The sequence below is a fragment of the Methylobacterium aquaticum genome (assembly GCF_016804325.1).
Classification (GTDB): Bacteria; Pseudomonadota; Alphaproteobacteria; order Rhizobiales; family Beijerinckiaceae; genus Methylobacterium; species Methylobacterium aquaticum_C.
The window spans coordinates 3,664,197-3,685,984 of sequence record NZ_CP043627.1 but is presented as its reverse complement, the minus strand read 5'-3'; the positions used below and the strand labels follow the sequence as shown (position 1 = coordinate 3,685,984).

The 21,788-nt window shown below is 71.2% G+C and carries 18 protein-coding genes and 2 pseudogenes; 15 read left to right on the top strand and 5 right to left on the bottom strand.

What is annotated here, in order from left to right; genetic code table 11:
- Window positions 1–112 precede the first annotated feature (112 nt).
- The 15 genes and pseudogenes from F1D61_RS16700 to F1D61_RS16635 all read left to right on the top strand — a co-directional run bounded on the left by F1D61_RS16700 (window position 113) and on the right by F1D61_RS16635 (window position 17,406).
- Window positions 113–892, top strand: a complete 780-nt coding sequence (locus F1D61_RS16700; RefSeq protein WP_281437014.1) for a siderophore-interacting protein — start codon at window positions 113–115, stop codon at window positions 890–892.
- Window positions 876–1,676, top strand: a complete 801-nt coding sequence (locus tag F1D61_RS16695) for an ABC transporter ATP-binding protein (protein ID WP_203152820.1) — start codon at window positions 876–878, stop codon at window positions 1,674–1,676. Before F1D61_RS16700 ends, F1D61_RS16695 begins: the two co-directional genes overlap by 17 nt.
- A gap of 140 nt (window positions 1,677–1,816) precedes the next feature.
- Window positions 1,817–2,290: pseudogene (locus F1D61_RS35105) on the top strand (ABC transporter substrate-binding protein); the annotation flags it as partial.
- A gap of 116 nt (window positions 2,291–2,406) precedes the next feature.
- Window positions 2,407–2,568, top strand: coding sequence for a hypothetical protein (locus F1D61_RS35100; RefSeq protein WP_348649359.1), 162 nt, complete (start codon window positions 2,407–2,409; stop codon window positions 2,566–2,568).
- A complete protein-coding gene (gene fhuB / locus F1D61_RS16685; protein WP_203152819.1) occupies window positions 2,565–4,601 on the top strand; it encodes a Fe(3+)-hydroxamate ABC transporter permease FhuB in 2,037 nt (678 codons plus the stop codon). The genes F1D61_RS35100 and fhuB overlap by 4 nt, the downstream gene beginning before the upstream one ends.
- A 176-nt stretch (window positions 4,602–4,777) precedes the next feature.
- Complete coding sequence (locus F1D61_RS16680; protein ID WP_246775381.1) at window positions 4,778–6,988, top strand: TonB-dependent siderophore receptor; 2,211 nt, start codon at window positions 4,778–4,780, stop codon at window positions 6,986–6,988.
- A 469-nt stretch (window positions 6,989–7,457) separates the two neighbouring features.
- The gene (locus F1D61_RS16675; RefSeq protein WP_203152817.1) at window positions 7,458–8,339 is read left to right on the top strand and encodes a helix-turn-helix transcriptional regulator; all 882 of its coding nucleotides are present in this window, start codon (window positions 7,458–7,460) and stop codon (window positions 8,337–8,339) included.
- A gap of 163 nt (window positions 8,340–8,502) precedes the next feature.
- The gene (locus F1D61_RS16670; protein WP_203152816.1) at window positions 8,503–10,797 is read left to right on the top strand and encodes a TonB-dependent siderophore receptor; all 2,295 of its coding nucleotides are present in this window, start codon (window positions 8,503–8,505) and stop codon (window positions 10,795–10,797) included.
- Between the two features lie 45 nt (window positions 10,798–10,842).
- Window positions 10,843–11,658 carry an alpha/beta hydrolase gene (locus tag F1D61_RS16665; RefSeq protein ID WP_203152815.1) on the top strand — a complete coding sequence of 272 codons (816 nt, stop codon included), beginning with the start codon at window positions 10,843–10,845 and terminating at the stop codon, window positions 11,656–11,658.
- 77 nt (window positions 11,659–11,735) lie between these two features.
- Entirely contained in the window at window positions 11,736–12,629 is an 894-nt protein-coding gene (locus F1D61_RS16660) for a hypothetical protein (RefSeq protein WP_203152814.1), read from the top strand.
- Window positions 12,626–12,772 carry a hypothetical protein gene (locus tag F1D61_RS16655; protein ID WP_203152813.1) on the top strand — a complete coding sequence of 49 codons (147 nt, stop codon included), beginning with the start codon at window positions 12,626–12,628 and terminating at the stop codon, window positions 12,770–12,772. The genes F1D61_RS16660 and F1D61_RS16655 overlap by 4 nt, the downstream gene beginning before the upstream one ends.
- A pseudogene (locus F1D61_RS16650) lies at window positions 12,769–13,848 on the top strand (FecCD family ABC transporter permease). Before F1D61_RS16655 ends, F1D61_RS16650 begins: the two are co-directional and overlap by 4 nt.
- Window positions 13,841–14,632 (top strand): ABC transporter ATP-binding protein, encoded by a 792-nt coding sequence (locus F1D61_RS16645; RefSeq protein WP_203152812.1) that lies wholly within the window; start codon window positions 13,841–13,843, stop codon window positions 14,630–14,632. The pseudogene F1D61_RS16650 and the gene F1D61_RS16645 overlap by 8 nt, the downstream one beginning before the upstream one ends.
- Before the next feature lie 798 nt (window positions 14,633–15,430).
- A complete protein-coding gene (locus F1D61_RS16640) occupies window positions 15,431–16,306 on the top strand; it encodes a hypothetical protein (RefSeq protein WP_203152811.1) in 876 nt (291 codons plus the stop codon).
- Window positions 16,303–17,406, top strand: coding sequence for an MFS transporter (locus tag F1D61_RS16635; protein ID WP_203152810.1), 1,104 nt, complete (start codon window positions 16,303–16,305; stop codon window positions 17,404–17,406). The genes F1D61_RS16640 and F1D61_RS16635 overlap by 4 nt, the downstream gene beginning before the upstream one ends.
- Before the next feature lie 182 nt (window positions 17,407–17,588).
- Here the strand turns inward: F1D61_RS16635 and F1D61_RS16630 are convergent, their stop codons facing one another.
- The 5 genes from F1D61_RS16630 to F1D61_RS16610 are packed head-to-tail and all read right to left on the bottom strand — an operon-like array spanning window position 17,589 to window position 21,771.
- Entirely contained in the window at window positions 17,589–18,128 is a 540-nt protein-coding gene (locus F1D61_RS16630) for an AAA family ATPase (RefSeq protein ID WP_246775379.1), read from the bottom strand.
- 2 nt (window positions 18,129–18,130) lie between these two features.
- Window positions 18,131–19,123 carry a DUF6925 family protein gene (locus tag F1D61_RS16625; protein ID WP_246775378.1) on the bottom strand — a complete coding sequence of 331 codons (993 nt, stop codon included), beginning with the start codon at window positions 19,121–19,123 and terminating at the stop codon, window positions 18,131–18,133.
- Complete coding sequence (locus tag F1D61_RS16620) at window positions 19,095–19,916, bottom strand: ABC transporter ATP-binding protein (protein ID WP_203152809.1); 822 nt, start codon at window positions 19,914–19,916, stop codon at window positions 19,095–19,097. Before F1D61_RS16620 ends, F1D61_RS16625 begins: the two co-directional genes overlap by 29 nt.
- Complete coding sequence (locus F1D61_RS16615; RefSeq protein WP_203152808.1) at window positions 19,916–20,941, bottom strand: FecCD family ABC transporter permease; 1,026 nt, start codon at window positions 20,939–20,941, stop codon at window positions 19,916–19,918. The genes F1D61_RS16620 and F1D61_RS16615 overlap by 1 nt, the downstream gene beginning before the upstream one ends.
- Window positions 20,938–21,771 (bottom strand): ABC transporter substrate-binding protein, encoded by an 834-nt coding sequence (locus tag F1D61_RS16610; RefSeq protein WP_203152807.1) that lies wholly within the window; start codon window positions 21,769–21,771, stop codon window positions 20,938–20,940. The genes F1D61_RS16615 and F1D61_RS16610 overlap by 4 nt, the downstream gene beginning before the upstream one ends.
- Between the last annotated feature and the right edge of the window lie 17 nt (window positions 21,772–21,788).

Below are 21,788 nucleotides of genomic sequence, written 5' to 3'. Positions count from 1 at the left end.
CCACTTCTGAAAATCGTATGGGCTAATTATTGGACCCTCGGCACCCGGCCCGGCTAAGCCCGTACCCGGACGGCAGTTCTGCGCCGCGTCGGCACCCGTCGGGAACCGGATCATGTCGTTGCCTCCCTCTGCCCCGCCGACTGTCGTTCGTGCCGCCCCATTGCCTTCCTCCGGCCTGAAGGAGACCCCGCGCACGCTTCGAGTCCTGGCAAGGCAGGCCGTGACGCCGCGGCTGCGCCGGATCACCCTCGCCTGCGACGACGCGGCGTCCTTCGCGGGGCCCGCGATGCATGCCCGCCTCCTCGTCCCATGCCCCTGCGGTCCGTTGCGCGGCGTGGACGGAGCGCCGGCGGCGTCGCGCTATTACACCGTGCGGTTCGTCCGGCCGGAGGCGGGCGAGATCGACATCGACGTCGTGCTGCACGCGCCCGCGGGTCCCGGCTCCTGCTGGGGCGCCCGGGCCCGTCCCGGCGACCACGTGGGACTGATCGGGCCGCTCGGCCGTCCCGTTCCGCGAGCGGACCGCCTCGTCCTCGTCGGCGACGAGACCGCGCTGCCGGTGATCGGCCGCCTGATCGAGGAGGCGGCGCCCGGCCGGCGCATCGATGCGCTCGTCGAGGTGGCGGACCGGGACGAGGAGCAGGCCGTGACCTGCGGCGCCGGCGCGCGGCTCGACTTTCTCCACCGCTCCGGGCGGGGCTCGCAGCTCGTTCGGGCGGCCGCCGGCCTCGCCCGGGACGCGGGTCGCAATTCCTTCCTCTATGCCGGCGTCGAGGCGGGTACGGCCCGCGACCTCACCGCCATCATGCGCGAGCGCCTCGCCCTCGGCAGCGCGCAGGCGCGGATCGTCACCTACTGGCGCCGGCAGGACGACGATGCGGCGGCACGCTGAGGGGAGCCCGGCCGCCCTGTTCGAGCTCGCCGGGATCCGTGTCGAGGCCGGCGGACGGACCCTGCTCGACGGGATCACCCATCGCTTCGCACCGGGCCGGATCTGCGGGCTGATCGGGCCGAACGGCTCGGGCAAGAGCACGCTGATGCGCCTGCTCGCCCGGCAAGCTCCATCCGGCTCGGGCCGTATCCGGTTCCACGGCGAGGACCTCGCCGCGATCAGCCCGCGAGAGTTCGTCCGGCAGGTCGCGTACCTGCCCCAGTGCACCCCGCCGACGGACGGAATGCGGGTCGAGGAACTGGTCGCGCTCGGCCGCTTTCCCTGGCACGGCCTTCTCGGCCGCTTCGGGGCGCAGGATCGGGAGAAGGTCGACGAGGCGCTCCGCCGGACCGGCACCGGGGCCTTCCGCGGCCGGGCGGTTTCCTCGCTCTCCGGCGGCGAGCGCCAGCGCGTCTGGCTCGCCATGCTGCTCGCCCAGGACGCCGCCTGCCTGCTCCTCGACGAGCCGACCTCCGCCCTCGACATCGCCCACCAGATCGACGTGCTGTCCCTGGTTCGGGCGCTTGGGCGGGAGGGCGGCCTCAGCGTGATCGTGATCCTGCACGACATCAACATGGCGGCGCGGTTCTGCGACGACATCGTGGCGCTGGGCCATGGCCGCATCGTCGCGCAAGGAACGCCGGATGCCGTGATGCGCGAGGACGTGCTGGCCCGGATCTACGGCCTGCGCATGGGCATCCACCGCCTGCCCGGGACCGGCGACGTCGTCGGATACCCCCTGTGAGCCGGTGCGATCCCACATGCGATGCGCTCCTCCCGACGCGGCGGGCTCTGCTGGCCGCGGCGGCCGGCGCCGTGCTCCCCCGGTCCCCCGCCTGCGCCGCCGGGGCTGCGCCGCCCCGCATCGCCGCGATCGACTGGGCGATGCTCGAGACGGCCCTCGCCCTCGGGGCGGAGGTCGTGGCGGGCGCCGAGCTGGTGCTCTACCGCAGGCTCGTGGTCGAGCCGCTGGTCCCCGATCGCGTCGCGGATCTCGGCCTGCGCGGCAGCCTGAACTTCGAGGCCCTGCTGCGGGCCGCGCCCGACCTGATCATGTCGGCCCCCTGGTACGGCCGCATCGAGGGCCAGCTCGGCCGCATCGCCCCGGTCCTGTCGCTGCGCATCGACCAGCGCGGGCGTCCACCCTACGCGGCGGCGATCGAGGCGACCCGCATCGCCGCCGCCCGGGTCGGGCGCGAGGGCGAGGCCGAGCGGGTCGTCGCCGAGACCGAGGCGGCGCTCGCCGCAGCGGCGCAGCGGCTCGCATCCCGGCGCGGGGAACGGGTCTTCGTGATCAGCGTCGGCGATCCACGCCACTTCCGGGCCTTCGGACCCGACAGCATGCACGGTGCCGTGCTCGACCGGCTCGGCCTGGCGAGCGCCTGGACCGGCAACACCCGCTACGTCGCGCAGGCTCCGGTCGACATCCTGACGCTGGCCCAGGATCCGGGGCCAGCATCGTCATCGTCGGCCCGTTGCCACCGGACGCAGGCAGGGCACTGCCGCAGAGCGCCCTTTGGAACGCGCTGCCGGCGGTGCGCGAGAACCGCGTCCGAGTGCTGGCCCCGGTCAATCCCTTCGGCGCCCTGCCCACCGCCGCGCGGTTCGCCCGCCTGCTCGCGGAGGCGCTGGCATGACCTGCGACCTCGAGTCCCGCGCCGGCACCGTCGCCGATCCCTCCCGAGCCGGGTGCGCCGCGCCTCCAGGCGACCGGGCGCTCGCGCTGCGCTTCGCCCGTCTCTGCGCCAGGCTCGCGGGGCTCGGCGCCCTCCTGCACGGGCTCGGCATCCGGGCGATGCTGGACGATGCGAGCCAACCCCTGCGCGACATCGTCGTGCTCCACAGCCTGCTGCCGCGGGCCATCGTCGCGCTCGCGGCCGGAGCGGCCTTGAGCCTCGCCGGGATGCTGCTGCAACGGGTGCTGCGCAACCCGCTCGCCGATGCCTCGACGCTCGGCGTCGCGGCGGGTGCGCATCTGGCGATCGTCGCCGCGCTCGCCTTCGCGCCGGATCTGGGCGGGCTCAGCCGCGAGGCGGTCGCCTTCGCGGGCGCGCTCGCCGCAGCGGCCCTGGTGCTCGGCCTCACGGCGCGGCAGGCCTTCGAGCCGACGAGCGTCGTGGTCGCCGGCATGCTGGTCGGCCTCGTCTGCGCCTCGGCGAGCGCGGCGCTCGTGCTGTATGGCGGGCAATACCTGACCTCCCTGTTCCTTTGGGGCGGCGGCTCGCTGGCGCAGCAGGACTGGGGACCGGCGGAAAGCCTCGGGATCCGGCTGGCCCTGGCCTGGCTGCTCGCCGCCCTGCTCCTGCGCCCCCTCGCCCTGCTCGCCCTCGACGATGCGGGCGCCGGCGGCCTCGGCCTGCCCGTCGCCCGGATCCGGACCGCCCTGCTGCTGCTCGCCGTCGTCCTGGCGGGATCGGTGGTGGCGCAGGTCGGCGTCATCGGCTTTGTCGGCCTCGCCGCCCCGAACCTCGCGCGGATGCTCGGCCTGCGCACGCCCCGCGCCTTCCTCGTCGCCGCACCCGTCCTCGGCGGGCTGATCCTGCTCCTGACCGACGGGATCGTGCAGGCGATCGACCGCGGCAGCCGTCTCGCCCTGCCGACCGGCGCCGTCACGGCATTGCTCGCCGGTCCGTTCCTGCTCCTGCTGCTGCCCCGGCTCTCCGGCCTGCGCCCCATCGCGTCGGGGACGACCCACGCTCCCCGGAGCCTTGCCAAGCCGTGGCGTTCGCTGACCCTCTTCGCGGGTGCCGTCGTCGTCCTCGTCCTCGCCGGTCTGGTGCTCGGGCGCGATCGCGCCGGGCTCGTGCTCGCCGGGCCTTCGGACCTCGCGCTCCTCCTGCCCTGGCGGCTGCCCCGCCTCGCGGCCGTGATGGCGGGCGGAGCCATGCTCGCCGCGTCCGGCTGCGTCCTGCAGCGCATGACCGCCAACCCGCTGGCGAGCCCGGAGGTTCTCGGCGTCAGCGGCGCGGCGAGCTTCGGCCTCGCCACCTGCATCCTCGCGGCGCCGGCCGCGGGCCTCGCCGCGCAGGTCGGCAGCGCCGCTCTCGGCGCCGGAATCGGGCTCGCGGCGCTCCTCGCCGTGGCGCGGCGCGCCGCGCTCCAGGGCAGCCGCATGCTGCTCGGCGGCATCGCGCTCGGTGCCCTGGCCGGTGCCGGCCTCACGGTGATCATGACCCGCGGCGGCCTGGAGGCCGCGATGATCCTGGCCTGGATCACCGGCGCCTCGACGCAGGTCGATCCGGCCCTCGCGCGACTGGCGGTCGCGGGGGCGCTCGCCAGCATCGCCGCCCTGGCCCTGCTCGCGCGGTGGCTCGACGTGCTGCCGCTCGGCGATTCCGCTGCCATCGCCCTCGGCCTGCCGCTCGGGCGCGCCAAGCTCGTCCTGCTCACCATCGCCGCGCTCGCGACGGGCGTGAGCGCCCTGACGGTCGGGCCCGTGAGCTTCGTCGGGCTGATGGCGCCGCACCTCGCCCGGTCCGCGGGCTTCGTCGGGGCGCGGGGGCATCTCGCCGGCTCGGTCGCGATCGGCTGCGGGCTGATGGCCGGGGCCGACCTGCTCTCGCGCCTCGTCTTCTACCCCTACCAGATGCCCGTCGGCCTCTTCGCCTCGCTGATCGGCGCGCCGTACCTGATCGGCGCCGTCCTGCGCAAAGCGGGCCCGCGATGCTGAGTGCCGCTGCCTCCCATCCGTCCCGCGAGAAGGGCCGGTAGCAACGGTCAGACTCAGTCGAACTAAATCAACCGAGCAGTGGTGCCCGGGCGAACAAGAACTATCGAAATAATATCGAACAACAGCGTGGCCGGTTCGCGTCATGCACGAGGGGTGACATCATGAAGGACTCTCCGATGCCGTCGCACATCCTGCGCCGCCTTGCGCTCACCGGCGTTTCGCTTGGCGCCCTCGCGGCCCCGGTCGGTGTTGCGCACGCGCAGGCGGCATCGTCTGAGCCGGTCGTGGCGCTGGAGGAGATCACCGTGGCCGGCTCGGGTACGGGCGGCCCCGCCCGGGCCGGCGGCCCGGTCGTGGAGGATCCGCGCGGCCCGGTCGACGGCTTCGTGGCGACCCGCTCCGCGACCGCGACGAAGACCAACACACCCCTGATCGAGACGCCGCAATCCATCAGCGTTGTCGGCCGCCAGCAGCTCGACGCCCAGCGCGACCTCACCGTAGCGGAGGCCCTGCGTTACGTGCCCGGCGTCTACGGCGGGACCTACGGGCCCGGGACGCGCCAGGACTTCTTCCTGATCCGCGGCTTCACCGCCAACGACACAGGCCTCTATCTCAACTCGCTGCAACTCTTGAATTACAGCTTTGCCGGCTTCCAGCTCGACCCGTTCGGGCTCGAGCGCATCGAGATCCTGCGCGGCCCGGCCGCCGTGCTGTTTGGGCAGGGCGGTCCCGGCGGCCTCGTCAACCTGATCAGCAAGCGTCCAACCCTCGAGCCGCTCCGCACCATCGAGACCGGCGGCGGCTCCTTCGGACAAAAGTATCTCGGGATCGACCTCGGCGGCCCCGCCGACGCGGACGGCCATTGGTTCTACCGCCTGACCGGCATCGGGCATAACGGCGGGACACAGCTCGACGGGACAGACGACAACCGGGGCTACATCGCCCCGTCCTTCACCTACCGGCCCGACGGTGCGACGACCTTCACGGTGCTGACGAGCTACCAGCACGACGAGAGCGGCCGCATCGGCGGCTTCCTGCCTTATGTCGGCACGGTCCGGCCGCAGGCCCTCGGGCTGCGCATCCCGCTCAACCTCAACGTCAACGACCCCGAGGCCAACCGCTACCGGCGTACCCAGGCCTATGCCGGCTACGAGTTCGAGCACCGCTTCGACGACGTGTTCACGGTCCGGCAGAACCTGCGCTACGCCTTCACCGAGGCCTACGACAACACGCTGATCTTCGGCAGCTACGTCGCCGGGACGAACCAGACGGTGCTCAACCGCTACCGCTCGCAATCCTCGGGCCGCGCCGGCGTGTTCAACGTCGACACCCAGATCGAGGCCCGCTTCGACACCGGCCCGTTCCGCCACACCCTGCTGATGGGCCTCGACTACAAGCAGGCCGACCTCGACGGCACGAACGCGCGCAGCTCGACCGCCGCGAACCTGCCCGGCCTCCGGTTCAACATCCTGTCGCCGGTCTACGGCGTCCCGACCCCGCTCGCGGTCCCGTATTCCGTGACGCGCAGCTACTTCAACCAGCTCGGCGTCTACGCGCAGGACCAGATCAAGCTGACGCCGGAACTCACCCTCGTCGCCAGCGGTCGCGGCGACTTCACCGAGAACGACGTCTTCAACAAGCTGACCCGGGGCGCGACCGAGCAGCACGCCGCCGCCGGGACGCAGCGCTACGGACTGATCTACAACTTCGATTTCGGGCTGGCGCCGTACCTGAGCTACGCGACCTTCTTCAACCCGGCGATCGGCGTCGATGTCTACAGCCAGCCATTCAAGCCGGAAACCGGCGACCAGTACGAGGCCGGCATCAAGTACCAGCCGCCGGGCCTGCCGCTGCTCGCCACCGCCGCGGTGTTCGACCTCATCCGCACCAACGTCTCCACGACCGATCCGGCCAACGTCAACAACACGATCCAGATCGGCGCGGTGCGCTCGCGCGGCGTCGAGCTCGGGCTGCAGGCCAACGTCACGCCCGACTTCGCCGTCACGGCGTCGTTCACGAACTACGAACTGAAAACGGTCGCCGACGGTTCAGCCGCCCGCATCGGCCGCACGCCGGTCGGCGTGCCGCAGACCTTCGCGTCTCTGTTTGCCGACTACACGATCCCGACCGGGCCCCTGGCCGGCTTCGGCTTCGGCGGCGGCGTGCGCTACGTCGGCAAGTCCTACGCCACGGTCGACAATTCCCTGACCGTGCCGGACTTCGTCCTGTTCGACGCGCAGGTGCACTACGTCCGCGACGGCTGGCGCTTCGCCATCAACGCGACCAACGTCGCCGATCGTCGGTACGTCAGCGCCTGCATCTCCGCGAATGCCTGCTACTACGGCGATGCGCGCCGCGTGATCGCCAGTGCGAGCTACCGCTGGTGATAGGCGAGACGGCGCAAGTCCCGCCCTCTTCCGGCCGCGTCGGCGGTCTGTCCCGCACGAGATATCGACCGTTAGAAATTCGGAGCGAGGGATGGCGACGAACCGTTCGATCGCCGCCGCGATGGCGGCGCGCACGCCGCTGAGGGCGTGGGGACTCTGACGTGCCCGGGGGATGCGGGCGAGGCCGACGGGAGAAGGCGTTGCCGTCGATGAGCTGTCAACGTGGCGGCAGCAGCCCTGCGCCGTCAGCACTACGCCCGATGGCACGCGCGGGACCGGCGCCCGGCTCGGGAGATGCAGGTCGAAGATCAAGGCTATCGACCGTTCCCACCATGCGGTAGGTTCACCCGCGCAGCGTCCAAAGCTCGGAGCAGATCAATCCGTAGGCTGATCGGCGTTGCACATTCATGTCATTCCAAGTCGAGCCTGACCTTCTTGACGAGGGCGGGCCGATGAAGACCGTGACGCGATGTCGGCCCCGATCAACAGCATCCTGCTGCCGAGAAACTTCATGCCGTTGCTGGGCGGCGAACTCGTCATCTCGACCGGCGAGAACGAGTTCGTCGAAGAGCGGCGCGTGATCGAACCCTTCAAGAGAGGCCTGACCGTGGCGGTGACCCTCGACGGGCGCATGTCGTGCCGGATCGACGATCGTCCCGCGATCTGGGTCGAGGCGCCGTCCGTCAGCCTCATCCTCAGCAGTTCGGCGCATCGCCGCGAGCAGGTCTTTCCGCCGGAGCAGACCTTCCGGTACGCCCTGGTCCATCTGTCGGTCGGGGCCGCCCAGTCCCACACCGGCATCCCCTTCGACGCTTTGCTCGCGCGCGCGACGCAGCACGCCGGTGGCCACGCACCTGCCTTCCTGACCGCGGGCGCCGATGCCGTCGTGCGCTCGATCGCCGCGCAGATCATGGTGTGCCCGATCCAGGGCATGGCCCGCGACCTGTTCCTCCTCGGCAAGGGCCTTGAACTCGTGGCCTGCGCGATCGAGAGCTGCCTGCCCTCCGACGGCCTGTCGGAGGCCGGGCGCGGATTGTCCGCGAGCGAGGTCGAGCGCGCGACCGCCGTACGAGACATCCTGGTGCAGCGCTACGCCGAGCCCCTGGTCGTGTCGCAGCTCGCCGCGATGGTGGGCCTGAACGCGAAGGCCCTCGGTCTGGCGTTCCGGCGCCTGTTCGGGACGGGCATCCCGGAATTCCTTCAGGAATACCGGCTGCAGCTCGCCTACACCTTGCTGGCGGCGGGCGAGACCGGCGTCGCCGAGACGGCCTACAGGGTCGGGTACACACCAGCCTACTTCTCGACGTTGTTTCGCAATCGTTTCGGATTTTCGCCGCGCGACCTGCGCTGAGGTCAGATCGGAATTGTTCCGATTCAGACCGAAAGGGAAAGTCTGGATCCCGAAAGTCGCAGCAATTGTCGGCATCGGCCCTCGTTTCCTATGAGCGGCCCTGCGCCCTGCGGGTGTTCGACGACGCTCGAACCTGCGAGGGCCCCATCCGGGAACGACGAACGTGCCGCACATCTCACATCCGCGCCGCGGGTCACATGCTCGGTGCGAGGCTTGGCCGACGCTGCTCCTGCTCGGTGGCGCGCTCGCCTCGCTTCCCGGTGCGGTTGCCCGGGCCGAGCCTGCCCCGCCGGTCGGGGAGATCGCGCTGGACGCGATCTCGGTGGACGGGGCAGGCGGCATCCTTCCGGGAGCCTACGCCCCGGCCGTCACGGCGACCGGCACGAAGACCGTGACGCCGATCGCGCGCACGCCCCAGTCGATCACGGTGGTGCCTCGCGCGCAGATCGAGGCGCAGGCCTCGCTCACCGTCAGCCAGGCCCTGCGCTACGAGCCCGGCCTCGCGTCTGAGACCCGGAGCGGCAATCGCTCGGACAGCGTCTTCATCCGCGGCTTCGGCGGCTTCGGCGGCAATGCCAGCTACGTGCAGTTCCTCGACAACCTGCGCCTGCCCAAGGGCGTGAACTACGCGATCCCGTCGATCGAGCCGTACCTCCTCGAGCGCATCGACGTGCTGCACGGGCCGGCCTCCGTGCTCTACGGCCAGTCCAATCCCGGCGGCCTCGTCAATCTCGTCGGCAAGCGCCCGCTCCCGGTGCCCACCAACGAGGTGATCACCCGGATCGGCAATTTCGGGCACGTCGAGGGCGGTTTCGACCTGAGCGGGCCGGTCGACCCGGAGGGGCGCCTGCTCTACCGGCTGATCGGCCTCGCGCGCGACACCGACAACGCGGTCAAGGACAGCGCCGACCAGCGGGTGATGATCGCCCCGATGCTGACCTGGCGCCCGGATGCCGGCACGACCCTGTCGGTGCAGGGCCTCTACCAGCGCGATCCTAACAGCTTCCAGTCGAACTGGATGCCGGCCCTCGGGACCCTGCTGCGCAACCCCAACGGCCAGATCCCCTACACCTTCCAGAGCGGCAACCCACTCTACAACAGCTTCCGGCGCGAGCAATCGGCCTTCAGCTATCAGTTCGAGCACGCTGTCGACGACGCGCTGACCTTGCGCCAGAACTTCCGCTACTTCCACCTCGATACCGACTTCAAGGCATTCTCGGTGCCCGCGGGCGGCAGCGCCTTCGCGGCCGCCTCCCTCTGCGGCGGCCGGACCAACCTGTGCCTTGCCCGCACGCCGCAGGCCTACGTCGAGAGCCTCGACGCGGTCGCCCTCGACAACGAGGCGGAGGCGCATGTCTGGACAGGACCGCTCAAGCACACAGTGCTGACCGGGCTGGGCTATCTCTGGACCGGGCCGGCGGCCCGCTACGGCACCGGGACGACGAGCTACGTCAATTACCTCACTGCCGCCTACGGCACCTTCACGGCGCCCACCATCACGACCGAGCAGCGCCAGGACAACAGCCAGCTCGGCCTCTACGGCGAGGACCAGATCCAGTGGGGCAACTGGAACCTGCAGGTCGGCCTGCGCCATGACTGGGCGCGCAACCGGGCGCAGACCACGACCCTGTCCACCGGACGCACGACGCTCGCCAGGACGGACAGCGAGGCCACGACCTGGCGCGTGGGCCTACTCTATCAATTCGAGAACGGCTTCGCGCCGTTCGCGGATTACGCGACATCGTTCGAGCCGCAGGCGGGGACCGGGTTCGGCGGCGTGGCGTTCCGGCCGACGACCGGGGAGCAGGTCGAGGCCGGCCTCAAGTACCAGCCGCCGGGCGTCGATGCCCTGCTGCAGGTCGCCGCCTTCGACCTCACGCAATACAACGTCCTCACCACCGATACGGCGCATACCGGCACCAGCACGGCGGCGACCGGATGCAGCGCCACCGTCTGCCAGGTTCAGACCGGCGCGATCAACTCGCGCGGCGTGGAATTCAGCGCCAAGGCCTCGCCGCTGCCCGGCCTCGCGCTGATCGCCGCCTACGGCTACGCCGACGTCACCGTCACCCGCAGTTCCGTGGTGACGGACGGGGTCGCGGTGCGGGGCAAGCGCCCGGTCGGCGTGCCGGACCAGACGATCAGCGGCTGGGGCGACTACACCATCCAGAGCGGAGCGTTGCGCGGCTTCGGCTTCGGCGGCGGCCTGCGCTACATCGGCTCCTCGTTCGGCGACGCGATCGACTCGGCCGCCTACAAGGTGCCGGGCGTCCTGCTCGCCGACGCCCAGGTCCACTATGATTTCGGGGCCGTGAACCCGTCCCTCAGGGGGCTCACCGCCGCCGTGAATGCCACCAACCTGTTCGACAAGCAGTACGTCTCGGCTTGCGCTTCGGCCAACCAGTGCTTCTACGGGACGAGCCGCACGATTCTCGCCACCGTGTCCTATCGCTGGTGAGCCATGCCGACATGCGGGGAGCCCGTGCTCCCGACTCTCGTGCAAATGCCCAATACCGAACGGTGGGACATCCGCTCGCGGTCGGGCCGGCCCTACCGCGTCTTCCTCGCCTGGCCCGACACGCCGATGCCGCGGGACGGCTGGGACGCCGTCTACCTCCTCGACGGGAATGCCTGGTTCGGCACGCTCGTCGACAGCCTGCGGATGCGGGCGCGCCGGCCTGAAGTCACCGGCGTGCGCCCGGCGGTCGCCGTCGGCATCGGCTATCCGACGGACGACGTGGTGGACGTGCCGCGGCGCCTCTACGATTTCACGCCCCCTCGCACCGGTGAGGCGGGAAACGACCGGGAGACCGGGGGAGCGGAGGCCTTCCTCGACTTCCTCACCGGCGAACTCGCCCCGATGATCGAGGCCCGCTTCCGCCTCTCCGGCCAGCGCCGCGCCCTCTTCGGGCACTCGCTCGGGGGCCTCTTCGTCCTCCACGCGGCCCTGACCCGGCCCTCGGCCTTCGCTGCCTACGCGGCCGCCAGCCCGTCGCTGTGGTTCGACGATCGAGCCCTAGGGCGGGCCTGGGGCGCGGCGCCGCTCTCGCACGCCATCCGGCTGATGATCGCGGTCGGTGCCCTCGAGCAGCCCTCGGCGCGGTCGGCCTTGCCCGCCGAGGGTGGCCTCGAAGACCGCGCGATGGTCGCCAATGCCCGGGCCGCCGCCGAAGGCCTGCGGAGGCGAGCGGGCACGGGGGCCGACATCCGCTTCCACGTCTTCGAGGACGAGAACCACGCCTCGGTGGTCCCCGTCGCGCTCGGCCGCGCGCTGCCCTTCCTCCTCGCCCCTCCCGGAGCCACTCGATGCACCGTTTGACGCGCGCGCTCGCGGCCGGAGCCCTCATGCTCGCGGCAACCCTCCCGATCGTGTCGCATGGCGCGAGAGCGGAGCCCGTGACGGCCACGGACAGTCTCGGCCGCGCCGTCACGCTGGGAGCGCCGGCCCGGCGCATCCTGCTCGCCGCCGGCCGCAGCCTGCCGGCCCTCGCCATCCTCGACCACGCGGTGGTCGACCGCCTCGTCGCCGTCGGCCGCGACCTTCCGCGGCAGAATCCCGACATCCACCAGGCCTACGTGGCGCGCTTCCCGCACCTCGCCGCGCTGCCGGTGATCGAGGCGGGCCCCGGCGGCTTTCCGGCGGAGCAGGCGATCGCCCTCGCGCCGGACCTCGTAATCCTCGACCGCGCCCAGGCCGGCGCGACCGGGCCCGACGGCGGAAATCCGCTGCTGCGCACGCTCGCGGCGGCCGGTCTTCCGGTCGCGGTGATCGACCTGCACGGGCACCCTCTGCGCGACACCGCCCCGGTGATGCGCCTGCTCGGTCGCCTGCCCGGCCGGGAACGGGAGGCCGAGGACTTCACGGACTTCATCGAGGCGCATCTCTCGACCGTGACGGCCCGCCTGACCGGTCGGGCGGCCACGCCCGCCGTGTTCCTGCACGCCCATGCTGGGGTCACGCCCTGCTGCTTCTCCCCCGGCCAGGGGACCTTCACCGACGATATCCTGGCCGCCGGGGGCCTGAACGCGGCGGCGTCGCTCCTGCCCGGTACCGCAGGCCAGGTCAGCGCCGAGGCGCTGCTCGGCCTCGATCCACCCGTCTACGTCGCGACCGGGGGAGCCACCTCTCCGGCCGCGGCGGCGTGGTGCTCGGCACGGGCGTTGCGCGTGAGACGGCGCAGACCACGCTCGCGACGGTGCTTCAGAGCCCGGGCCTCGCGCAGCAGCTCTCCGCGATCCGCTCGGGAAGAGCCTACGGCCTCTGGCAGGGCTTCAGCACCTCACCGGTGAACGTGCTGGCGGTCGAGGTCCTGGCCAAGTGGCTGCACCCGGACCTGACCGGCGACCTCGATCCGGAGGCGACCCTCGCCGAACTCAACGCCCGCTTCCTCGCGGTCCCGATGGACGGCACCTACTGGATCGGCCCCCGATGACCGCCCTCACCAAGCAACCTTCCGCGTCCCGGGTGACGGCAGAGGATCTCGCCGCGCGCTACCGCCGGAGGCAGGCTCGGCGCAGGGGATGGCTGATCCTCGCCGTCCTCGGCGTCGGACTCGCGTTCCTCCTCGACCTCGCCACCGGTCCCGCCCTGCTGTCACCGGACCGTGTGCTGCGCGCGCTCCTCGACCCCTCCGGGGTGACGGTCGCCGGCGCGACGATCGTGCGCGCGCTCCGGCTGCCCCCGGCGGTAACGGCGATCCTCGTCGGCGCAGTCTTGTCGCTGGCCGGGACGGAGATGCAGACGGTGCTCGACAATCCCCTGGCGAGCCCCTTCACCCTGGGCCTGTCCTCCGCCGCGACTTTCGGGGCGGCCCTCTGCATCGTGCTGGGCACGACGCTCCCGAACCTGCCGCCGAGCTGGATCCTGCCGGCCTACGCGTTCGCGTTCGCGTTCGGGGCGGCCCTGCTCATTCAGGCGCTGTCGCGGCTACGGGGCGGCCGCGACGGCGTCGTTCTGTTCGGGATCGCCCTGTTCTTCTCCTTCAGCGCGCTGGTCGCGCTCCTGCAATTCGCCGCGACGGAGCAGGCGCTGCAGCAGCTCGTGTTCTGGACCATGGGCAATGTCGGCCGCACCGACTGGCCGCAGATCGCGGTGCTGGCCCTCGTCCTGGGGGAACCGTGCCGCTGTCGCTGCGCGCCGCCCCGGGACTGACCGCGCTCCGGTTCGGGACTGAGCGGGCCCGGACGCTCGGAGTCGATGTCGACCGCCTGCGTCTCGGCGCGATGGTGCGGATCAGCGTTCTGACCGGCGTGGCGGTGGCCTTTCGTCGGGACGATCGGCTTCGTCGGCCTGGTCGGACCGCACCTCGCCCGGCTGCTGGCGGGGGAGGACCACCGCCTCCTCCTTCCGATGAGTATCTGTACGGGCGCCCTGCTCCTGTCGCTGGCCTCCACGGCGAGCAAGCTCGTCGTCCCGGGCGTCACGGTCCCGATCGGCATCGTCACGGCCCTGATCGGCGTGCCCTTCTTTCTCGCCCTCATCCTGCGCCGAGGTCGTCGCGATGCGTGAGCGGGAGAACGGCCTCGCGGCCGAAGGGTTGCGCGTCCGCTATGGCCGCCGGATCGTGCTGGCGGACCTGTCGTTGCCGCCGATCGAGGCAAGCCGGCTCACCGTGGTGGCCGGGCCGAACGGGGCCGGCAAGTCGACTTTCCTGCGTGCGCTCGCGGGGCTGATGCCGGTCGAGGGATCTCTGCGGCTCGACGGGTGCGAGCTCGTCGGCGCCCGGCCGGCGGACCGCGCGGCGCGCGTCGCCTACATGCCGCAGACCCTGCCGCAGGATCTCGGCTTCACGGTGCTGGAGGCTGTGCTGCATGCCTGCCGATCGGGCGTGGCACGGCCGCCGACAATCGATGAAGCGGTGTCGCGTGCGGCCGCGACCCTGGGTCGGCTCGGCCTCGCGACATTGGCCGATGTGCCGCTCGACCGCCTGTCGGGCGGCCAGAGGCAGTTGACGAGCCTCGCCCAGGCCCTCGTGCGCCGGCCGCGCCTCCTGCTGCTCGACGAGCCGCTCACCGCCCTCGACCTGCACCACCAGCACGCCGTTCTGAGCGTCCTCCGCAGCTTGGCGACGGAGGGCGTCGCGGTCGTCGCGGTTCTGCACGATCTCGGTCTCGCGGCGAGCTGGGCCGACCGCGTGATCCTGATGCGCGATGGCGCCGTCGTGGCCGACGGTCCCCTGGACGCCACGGTGACGCCCACGGCGCTGGCGGATGTCTACTGCGTGACGGCAAGCATCCACCGTCACGCTGACGGCGCCTTCAGCATCGCGGTGTCGGGTCTCGCGACCCGCTGAGCACTCCTCGCGCCGAGGTCAGGAAGGGCGACGGTCCTCGGGTCGCGGCCGAGGATGGAGGCGGCGGGGAGCGGCCGGCGGGCTTGCAGCGGCGCGGTCGCGATCTTACCCACGGCGTTGCCCGTTCAGCGGCGCCGGCTCGATCGGTGGCCACGCCGCGGTGGCGTCTCGGGTCGGCGGAACGTCGATCCCACGGCCCCACGAGCGCCCACCATAGGGCCGGTTCACTTCGCGTCGGGATCGGCTGGCGTGCAGAGCTTGATCGACGAGACCCCCGGTATACCGACTCGTGCGGATCCCGCTGCCGAGGCGAATGTGGCCCCGCCGCATCTGCCGACCCGGAGCATCGGTAACCGGCGCCGGAGAGCGCATCGGGAACACGGCCGCGGGCAAGCGCACAGCCTAGAGCCGCGCCCGATCACGCTGCAATGGGGCGCTGCTCCAGATCCTTGATTTTGCCGCATCTTCTTCGCCCAACCGGTATCCACTTGGTCGGAAAATGCTCGAGTCGTTGCGGAGCCGCGGCATCGATCTACAATCATAGATCCGGTGGGATGATCTCGGTTTCGAAGCAGGCCAGACCATCGGGGACGGCGATTCGGCGCAGGTTGAGACCGCTGCGGGACTCTGACCCGGCCGATCTGGAGTGGCGCTCGTTAACATTCTCCTCGATGCGCGCGCATCATCATCTTAGTGGAATTTTTGCGATAACAGGAGGTCAAAAAATTAGGATCTGAAATGTCTTTGTAAGCCTCCCATGCGAATCCCGGAGCTGATCGCTTGAGTGGATTTTCTCACGTGCATGCAGCTCCGTCCCGGGGTGCCGTCACGGAGCACACTCGCCTTCCGCTTTTCGGGAGCTGCCTGTTCGTTCTCGTCCTGGCTCAAGCGCTCAACGCGACGCTCACGACGGCCGCGATCCGCAAGACTCAGCTGGATTCCGTAGCGACGGCTGGGCGCATCGTCAGCGACGATTGGGCTTTCCGCATCCAGAACGCTCTGCACTTCGGCAAGCCGATCGAACAGATGTTCGGCCTTCAGGAGATGCTGGCATCGATCAAGGTCGATCTTCCGGGAGTCTCGAACGCGTTCGTTGCGACACCAGATGGTTCGATCGTGGCCGGGATGCGCGAGGAGCAGGATGAGACCGTTCACGACAGCGTCCGTCGGCTTCTCTCGGCTGCACCGTCGACCACGCCGTCACCGGACATCACGACGTTCCGGACTATCGCGGTCGGGGACCAACATCTGTTCGTCACGCCCTTGCTCGGACGTCGGGGAGCCGTAGCCGGCGGGCTGGTCCTGAGCGTGCCGCAACGGGTCGTGGCCGAGGCGGGCTGGAGTCTCGCCCACGGCTATCTCGTCGTCCTGGCTGCCATCAGCGCTGGCGGTGCCCTGGCTCTCCTGGCAGCGACTGTCGCGGCAAACTGGGTCGACGCCCTCGGTCGGTCGCGGCGCTACGCCATGGCAGTGCCGCTGGTGGTCATCCTCGGCACCCAGGCCGTGTCCTCCTGGTACGCCATCGATACCTTCCGTCAGGTCTACCTGTCCACGACCCTGGCCAATGCAGAGCGGTCGCTGGCCCGCCTCTCTCTCTCGACCTTCAGCGTCTCGCCGGACGTGGCATCCGGCCTGAGGAGATCGCCGGCTTCGACGCCCCACTCGGGCGGATGAAGGCGGCCATCGCCGAACTCGGGGCGGTTCAGGTTGCCCGGCCGGACCGGTCCCTCGTCGCCGCCGTGCCGCAGGCCGTCGAAGCGAGCGGAAGGCCTCTGCTGATCGAGCACGAGGTACGGTCCAGTCCGGAAGGCCCGGTCATCGGCCGGCTTACCGCGGAACTTTCCGACGCAGCCATCGCCGCGGGCGTCCGTCAACGCCTGCTCGACTCCGCCACCATCATCCTGACCTCGCTCCTGTTCATCGTCGAGTTGCTGGTCCTGTACGGGGTGTTGATCCACGCCCAGTCCTATGCGCAGCAGGCCTCTTCTGGCCGGACCGGGGCCGGCAGGCACGACGACGGCGCGGCCGACGGGCACCATCTCCTCGCCCGTCCAGCGGCCTTCATCCTGCTCTTCGCCTGGGCCTTGCCGCTCTCCATCGTGCCGCTGCGGATGGCGAGTCTCGCTTCGGACACGACCGCGATCCCGCGGCAGATCCTGCTCGCCCTGCCGATCTCGGCAGAGATGCTGGCCGCCCTGGTGACGGCGCTCCTGGCGGGCTGGCTCACGGACCGGCGGGGTTGGCAGTTCCCGTTCCTGATCGGCGTCGTCGTCTGCGCTCTGGGCTCCGCCCTGTCGGGGGTGGCGTCGGATCCCCTTTCCTACGTGGCCGCCCGCGCGGTGGTCGGTCTCGGCTACGGGCTCGCGTGGATGGGCATCCAGGGCTACGTCTTCGCGTGGTCCACCGCGCGGATGCGCACGCAGGCGATCGCCAACCTCGTCGCCGGCATCTTCGCCGGGCATATCTGCGGTAGCGCCACCGGGGCGATGCTGGCCGGGCAGCTCGGTCAGGCAGGGGTCTTCCTGATCGCGGCCGTGGCGGGACTGATCCCGATCCCGTTCGCGATCCTCGCCATGCGCCGATACTTCGGTGTGCCGCCCGCCACCGTCCCGGCCGCTGTCGCCGCCCCGGTGGCTGCATCTGCGATCGAGGCCGGATCTGATGTTTGGTCCCGGAGGATGGCGGTGCCGGCTACGTCCACGACTGAACGCAGAGCCCGGCCTCCGCCATGGCTGCGGGAGCCGCCACGATGTATCGCAACAGTGTCGGGATGAACGCGTCCCGTCGCCGCGATCAAACCTAGCTTCAGCAACTGCTTCGTCCTCGCGCTCGCGCCGTAATGCCGTAGCGTCCCAGCAAGCAGCCGCAGGCGGTAGAGGAGCGTCGGCTTGAGGATGACGTTAGTGTTTTCGTGCACGGAACCGCCGTCTTACGAGACGATGAGCAAGGGTGTCGTTCAGGTCGTGACGACCTCGATCCGGTCCGGGGGCAGCGTCCGCCACCAGGCATCTGGGGCCCGGAATGCCTCGTAAGTCAGCTGCAGCACGGCCTCCGGCTGTCGGTGGGCCGGGTCGAGCCGGCCCCGCGCCTCGTTGCGCGCCACCAGCACCTCCCAGGGCACGTCGAACAGCTTCCACTCGACGGCGAGGCCGTGCGCCTCGACGATGGCGAGCTCGCGTACGAACACCTCGCGCGTCAGGTGGGTGTCGGCCATCACCACGCTGAAGCCCTGCACGAGGGCGGCTTTCAGCGCCGCCTCCTTCATCCGGTGCAACAGGGCTTGCGCCTCGCCGTCGTAGCCACCGCGCCGGACCTCCCAGTACATCTGGCGGTCGGGCGGCCAGAGCGCCTGCCGCAGGTCGTCGAGGGTGAGGTGAACCCAACCCTCGCGCGGATCGAACCGGCGCGCGTAGGTCGTCTTGCCCGCCCCAGGACAACCGATCAGGCCGACGACCCGCTGGCGGGGCATTCGCCCGCCCTCGACGATCGGGGACATGGTCAGGCGTGGATGTCGGCGGCCTCGTCCTCCTCGTCGCCGGGACCGGCCTCGACGGTCTCCCCACGCAGGTAGCGGCTTTGCGCCTCGGCCACCCGCCGGGCTCCTTGCGCGTGCCGGCTCGATACCGCGCCGCCGTGATCCTCGGCCCCGTGCTTGACGGCGACCAGTGCCGGATCGCCCCAGAGCTGCAGCAGCACTTGAAACGCAGCCAGGCGCTCGGGATCGAAGGCGATGCGCTGCCCCTGCATGTCCTTGTAGGGATGGGCCGGGTGCAGGGCGGCGCAGGGCACGAGGCCGGCGGGGATCGGGGTCGTCGCGGCGTGGGTGCGTCCGCTCCGCAGGAGCTTCGGTAGGACATGGGTGTGCGGTCCCTCCGGGCTGGTGCCGCCGGAGGGCGGGATCGGGGCGTAGACCTCGATACGGCCGAAGCGTGCCAGGAAGACCCGATGCGGACTCATGGCGACGAGGCGCGGCCCGATCGGGTTGCCGGGCGTGAACAGGGGCTGCCCGGCCCCCGCCCGCAGGCAGGCGATGGTGTCCGCATCGCGGCTGCGCACGCAGGCGTCGACGGCGAGGAGATCGAGGCCGAGGTCGAACAGCACGCCGTCGCGGTCTTCAGACCGGGCCGCTTCGTGATCGGGACCGAGTTCCGTCACCACGGTGCGCCGGTTCATGGCGCAAGCCTCTTCAGGCAGGCAGAGCGCCACGGCGTGGTTCCAGCCCGAGGCGACCGCCGTCTCGTAGGCGACCGGACGCAGGTCGGGGTGAGGCCTCAAGGCGATGGCACCGCGAGCCGTGGCCATCCCGATGCGATCGTCGGGCAGCGCGGAGACGGGCTCGTCGAGGTCGCGCATGAACTCCGCGATCGCCCCAAAGCTGCCGAGGCTCCAGGCTGTGCCAGGATCGCGCATCGAATCCTGCAGTAGCGCCTCGACGGCGGCTCGGTCAGGGGCGGTCCCACGCTCAGGAGTGGTCTTGGCCGGCTGGGTCATGGTCGTCCTCCCGGGGGCGCCCTGAGCGATGCCAGGGCAGGATGTAGGATGTGCCGTCGGCGTCGGTGCCACGCAGGACCGTGATGCCGAAGGCGGTCCGCAGCAGCGGATCGGTCAGGGCGAGGGCGGGCTTCGCGTCGGCGACGATCCGGCCCTCGCTCAGTACGACGAGCCGGTCGCAGAAGCGGGCGGCCAGGGTGAGGTCGTGCAGGACGGCGACGATTCCGGTCCCGGCGCGGCTGATCCCGCGCAGGAGGCTCATCGCGTCGAGCTGGTGGGCCGGGTCGAGGGCGGTGATCGGCTCGTCGGCGAGGAGGATTTCGGCCTCGACCGCAAGCGCGCGCGCGAGCAGCACCCGCATCCGCTCGCCCGAAGACAGGCTCGGCTCCGCCCGCTCGCTGAGGTGAGCGACATCGGCCCGCGCCATCGCACGGGCGACCGCCGCGTGATCGGCCTCGCTCGGCCTCGTGAAGGCGCGCCGGTGCGGCAGACGTCCGAGGGCGACGACCTCGGAGACCCGCATCGGCCAGCCGATCCTGGCCGACTGGACCAGGACGGCGAGGCGACGCGCCCGCTCGTCCCGGGAGATCGCGAACAGAGCCCGGCCGTCGAGGAGGACGCGGCCTGAGGAGGGCGGCACGAGGCCGGCGAGCGTGCGCAGGAGGGTGGTCTTGCCCGCGCCGTTCGGGCCGACGAGGCCGACGAACTCACCGACATCGACCGACACCGAGACGCTATTGAGGATGGGCCGGTCCTGGAGCCGGACCCGGAGCTCTTCGGCGGCGAGCCGCATCAGACCCGCCCCCGCCGGAACAGCAGAGCGATCAGGAACGGCGCGCCGACCAGCGCCGTCACCACGCCGAGCTTCAATTCGGGCCGCGTCGGTAGCAGGCGCACGGCAAGGTCGGCGCCCAGCACCAGGGCCGCTCCGAGGAGCCCGCTCGGCCACAAGCTCGCGCCTGGCCGGGCCCCGACCAGCGGCCGCACGAGGTGGGGAACGACGAGGCCGACGAAGCCGATTGCTCCGCTCACCGCGACGCCGCTGCCCACCGCCAAAGCCGCCCCAGTGACGATGCGGATGCGGACCGAGGCGAGGTCGAAGCCGAGGCTTGCGGCCGTGTCCTCGCCGAGCGCCAGGGCATCGAGGGCGCGTGCGGTCGAGAGCATCAGGATCCAGCCCAGGATCATCAGCGGCAGGCAGAGCCAGACGTGATCCATGCTGCGGTCGGCGAGCGAGCCCATTAGCCAGAACACGATCTCCAGAGCGGCGTAGGGATTGGGCGCGAGGTTGAGGGCGAGCGCCGTCAGCGCGCCCGCCAGGCTGGACAGACCGACACCGGCGAGAATCAGCCCGAGCGTGCCGGTGCCGCGGGCGGCGAGCAGGTTGATGCCGAGCGCCGCGAGGGCCGCGCCGGCGATGCCGCCGAGCGGCAGGGCGAGCGACAGGCTGCCGGCGAGCCCGCCGTAGAACACCACCACCGCCCCGAGCGCGGCAGCCGACGAGATGCCGAGGATGCCCGGGTCGGCGAGCGGATTGCGCAGGTAGCCCTGCATCACCGCCCCGGTCAGGCCGAGGCTGAAGCCGACGAGCGCACCGAGGAGCGCACGGGGCAGGCGCAGCTCCATCAGGACCAGGGCCGGGAGGGTGGAGCGGCCTGCGAGCCAGTCGCCGAGGGCTGCCGGGAGATCGAGAACGGCGTAGCCGACCGCGACAGAGGTGACGATCAGGATCGCCACCAGGAGGGCCAACCCCGCGACGAGGCGTCGGCTGCCGGCCTGCGGCGGCGTTCGTGTCACGAAGGACATCGGAGCGTTCATGGGGTCTTCATCGGGGTGCGCGCTCTCGCTGCGGCTGCAAGCCGGGCCACGACCTCGGCGACCTGCGGACCGGGACAGGTCCAGAGGCGGTTGGGGATCGGAACCGTGCGCCCCTGCGCGCGCAGCCGCTCGAGGATCGGGTGGTGCAGCAGGGCGTCGGCGAGGGACGGCGTGCCCGTCTCACTGGCGTCGACGACGACGAGGTCGGCATCAGCCAGGGCAGCCGCCTCGAGCGGCACCGAGCCGGTGCGGTCGCGGCCGATCTGCGCGGCGACGTTGACGAGGCCGGCCGCCCGGATGATCGCGTCGCCGAGGCTGCCGGGCGAGACCGTGAAGGCGTTCGGGCGCAGGACCAGGACGCGCAAAAGCCGGGAGGCCGGCACGACGCGCGCGAGGGTGGCGTCGAGCTCCGCCGCCATCGCTTCCCCGCGCTCCGGATGGCCGACGGCCGCCGCGACCTGGCGGATCTGGGCACGTACGCCGTCGAAATTGGCCGGTACGCCGAGTTCGAGCGGCGGGAAGCCGATCCGCTTGAGGAGCCCGACCGTGGTGCGAGTGGTGAAGGCTCCAGCGATGACGAGGTCGGGCTTCAAGGCCACGATCTCCTCCGCGAGCCCCCTGGTGACCGGCACGCCGGCGGCTTGCGCCGCCACGGTCGAGCCGCGCGGATCGCCGGCGAGGTAGGTCACCGCCGCGACCTGCCCGCGGTCGGCCAGCCTCAGCACGAGCTCGTCCGCGCACAGGTTCAGCGAGACGATCCGCGACGGCCGGCCCGGCGCGGCAGGGTTCTCCCGCGCCGGCACCGGACTGGCGGCCAATGAAGCGACCATGCACGCCGCCAGACCGC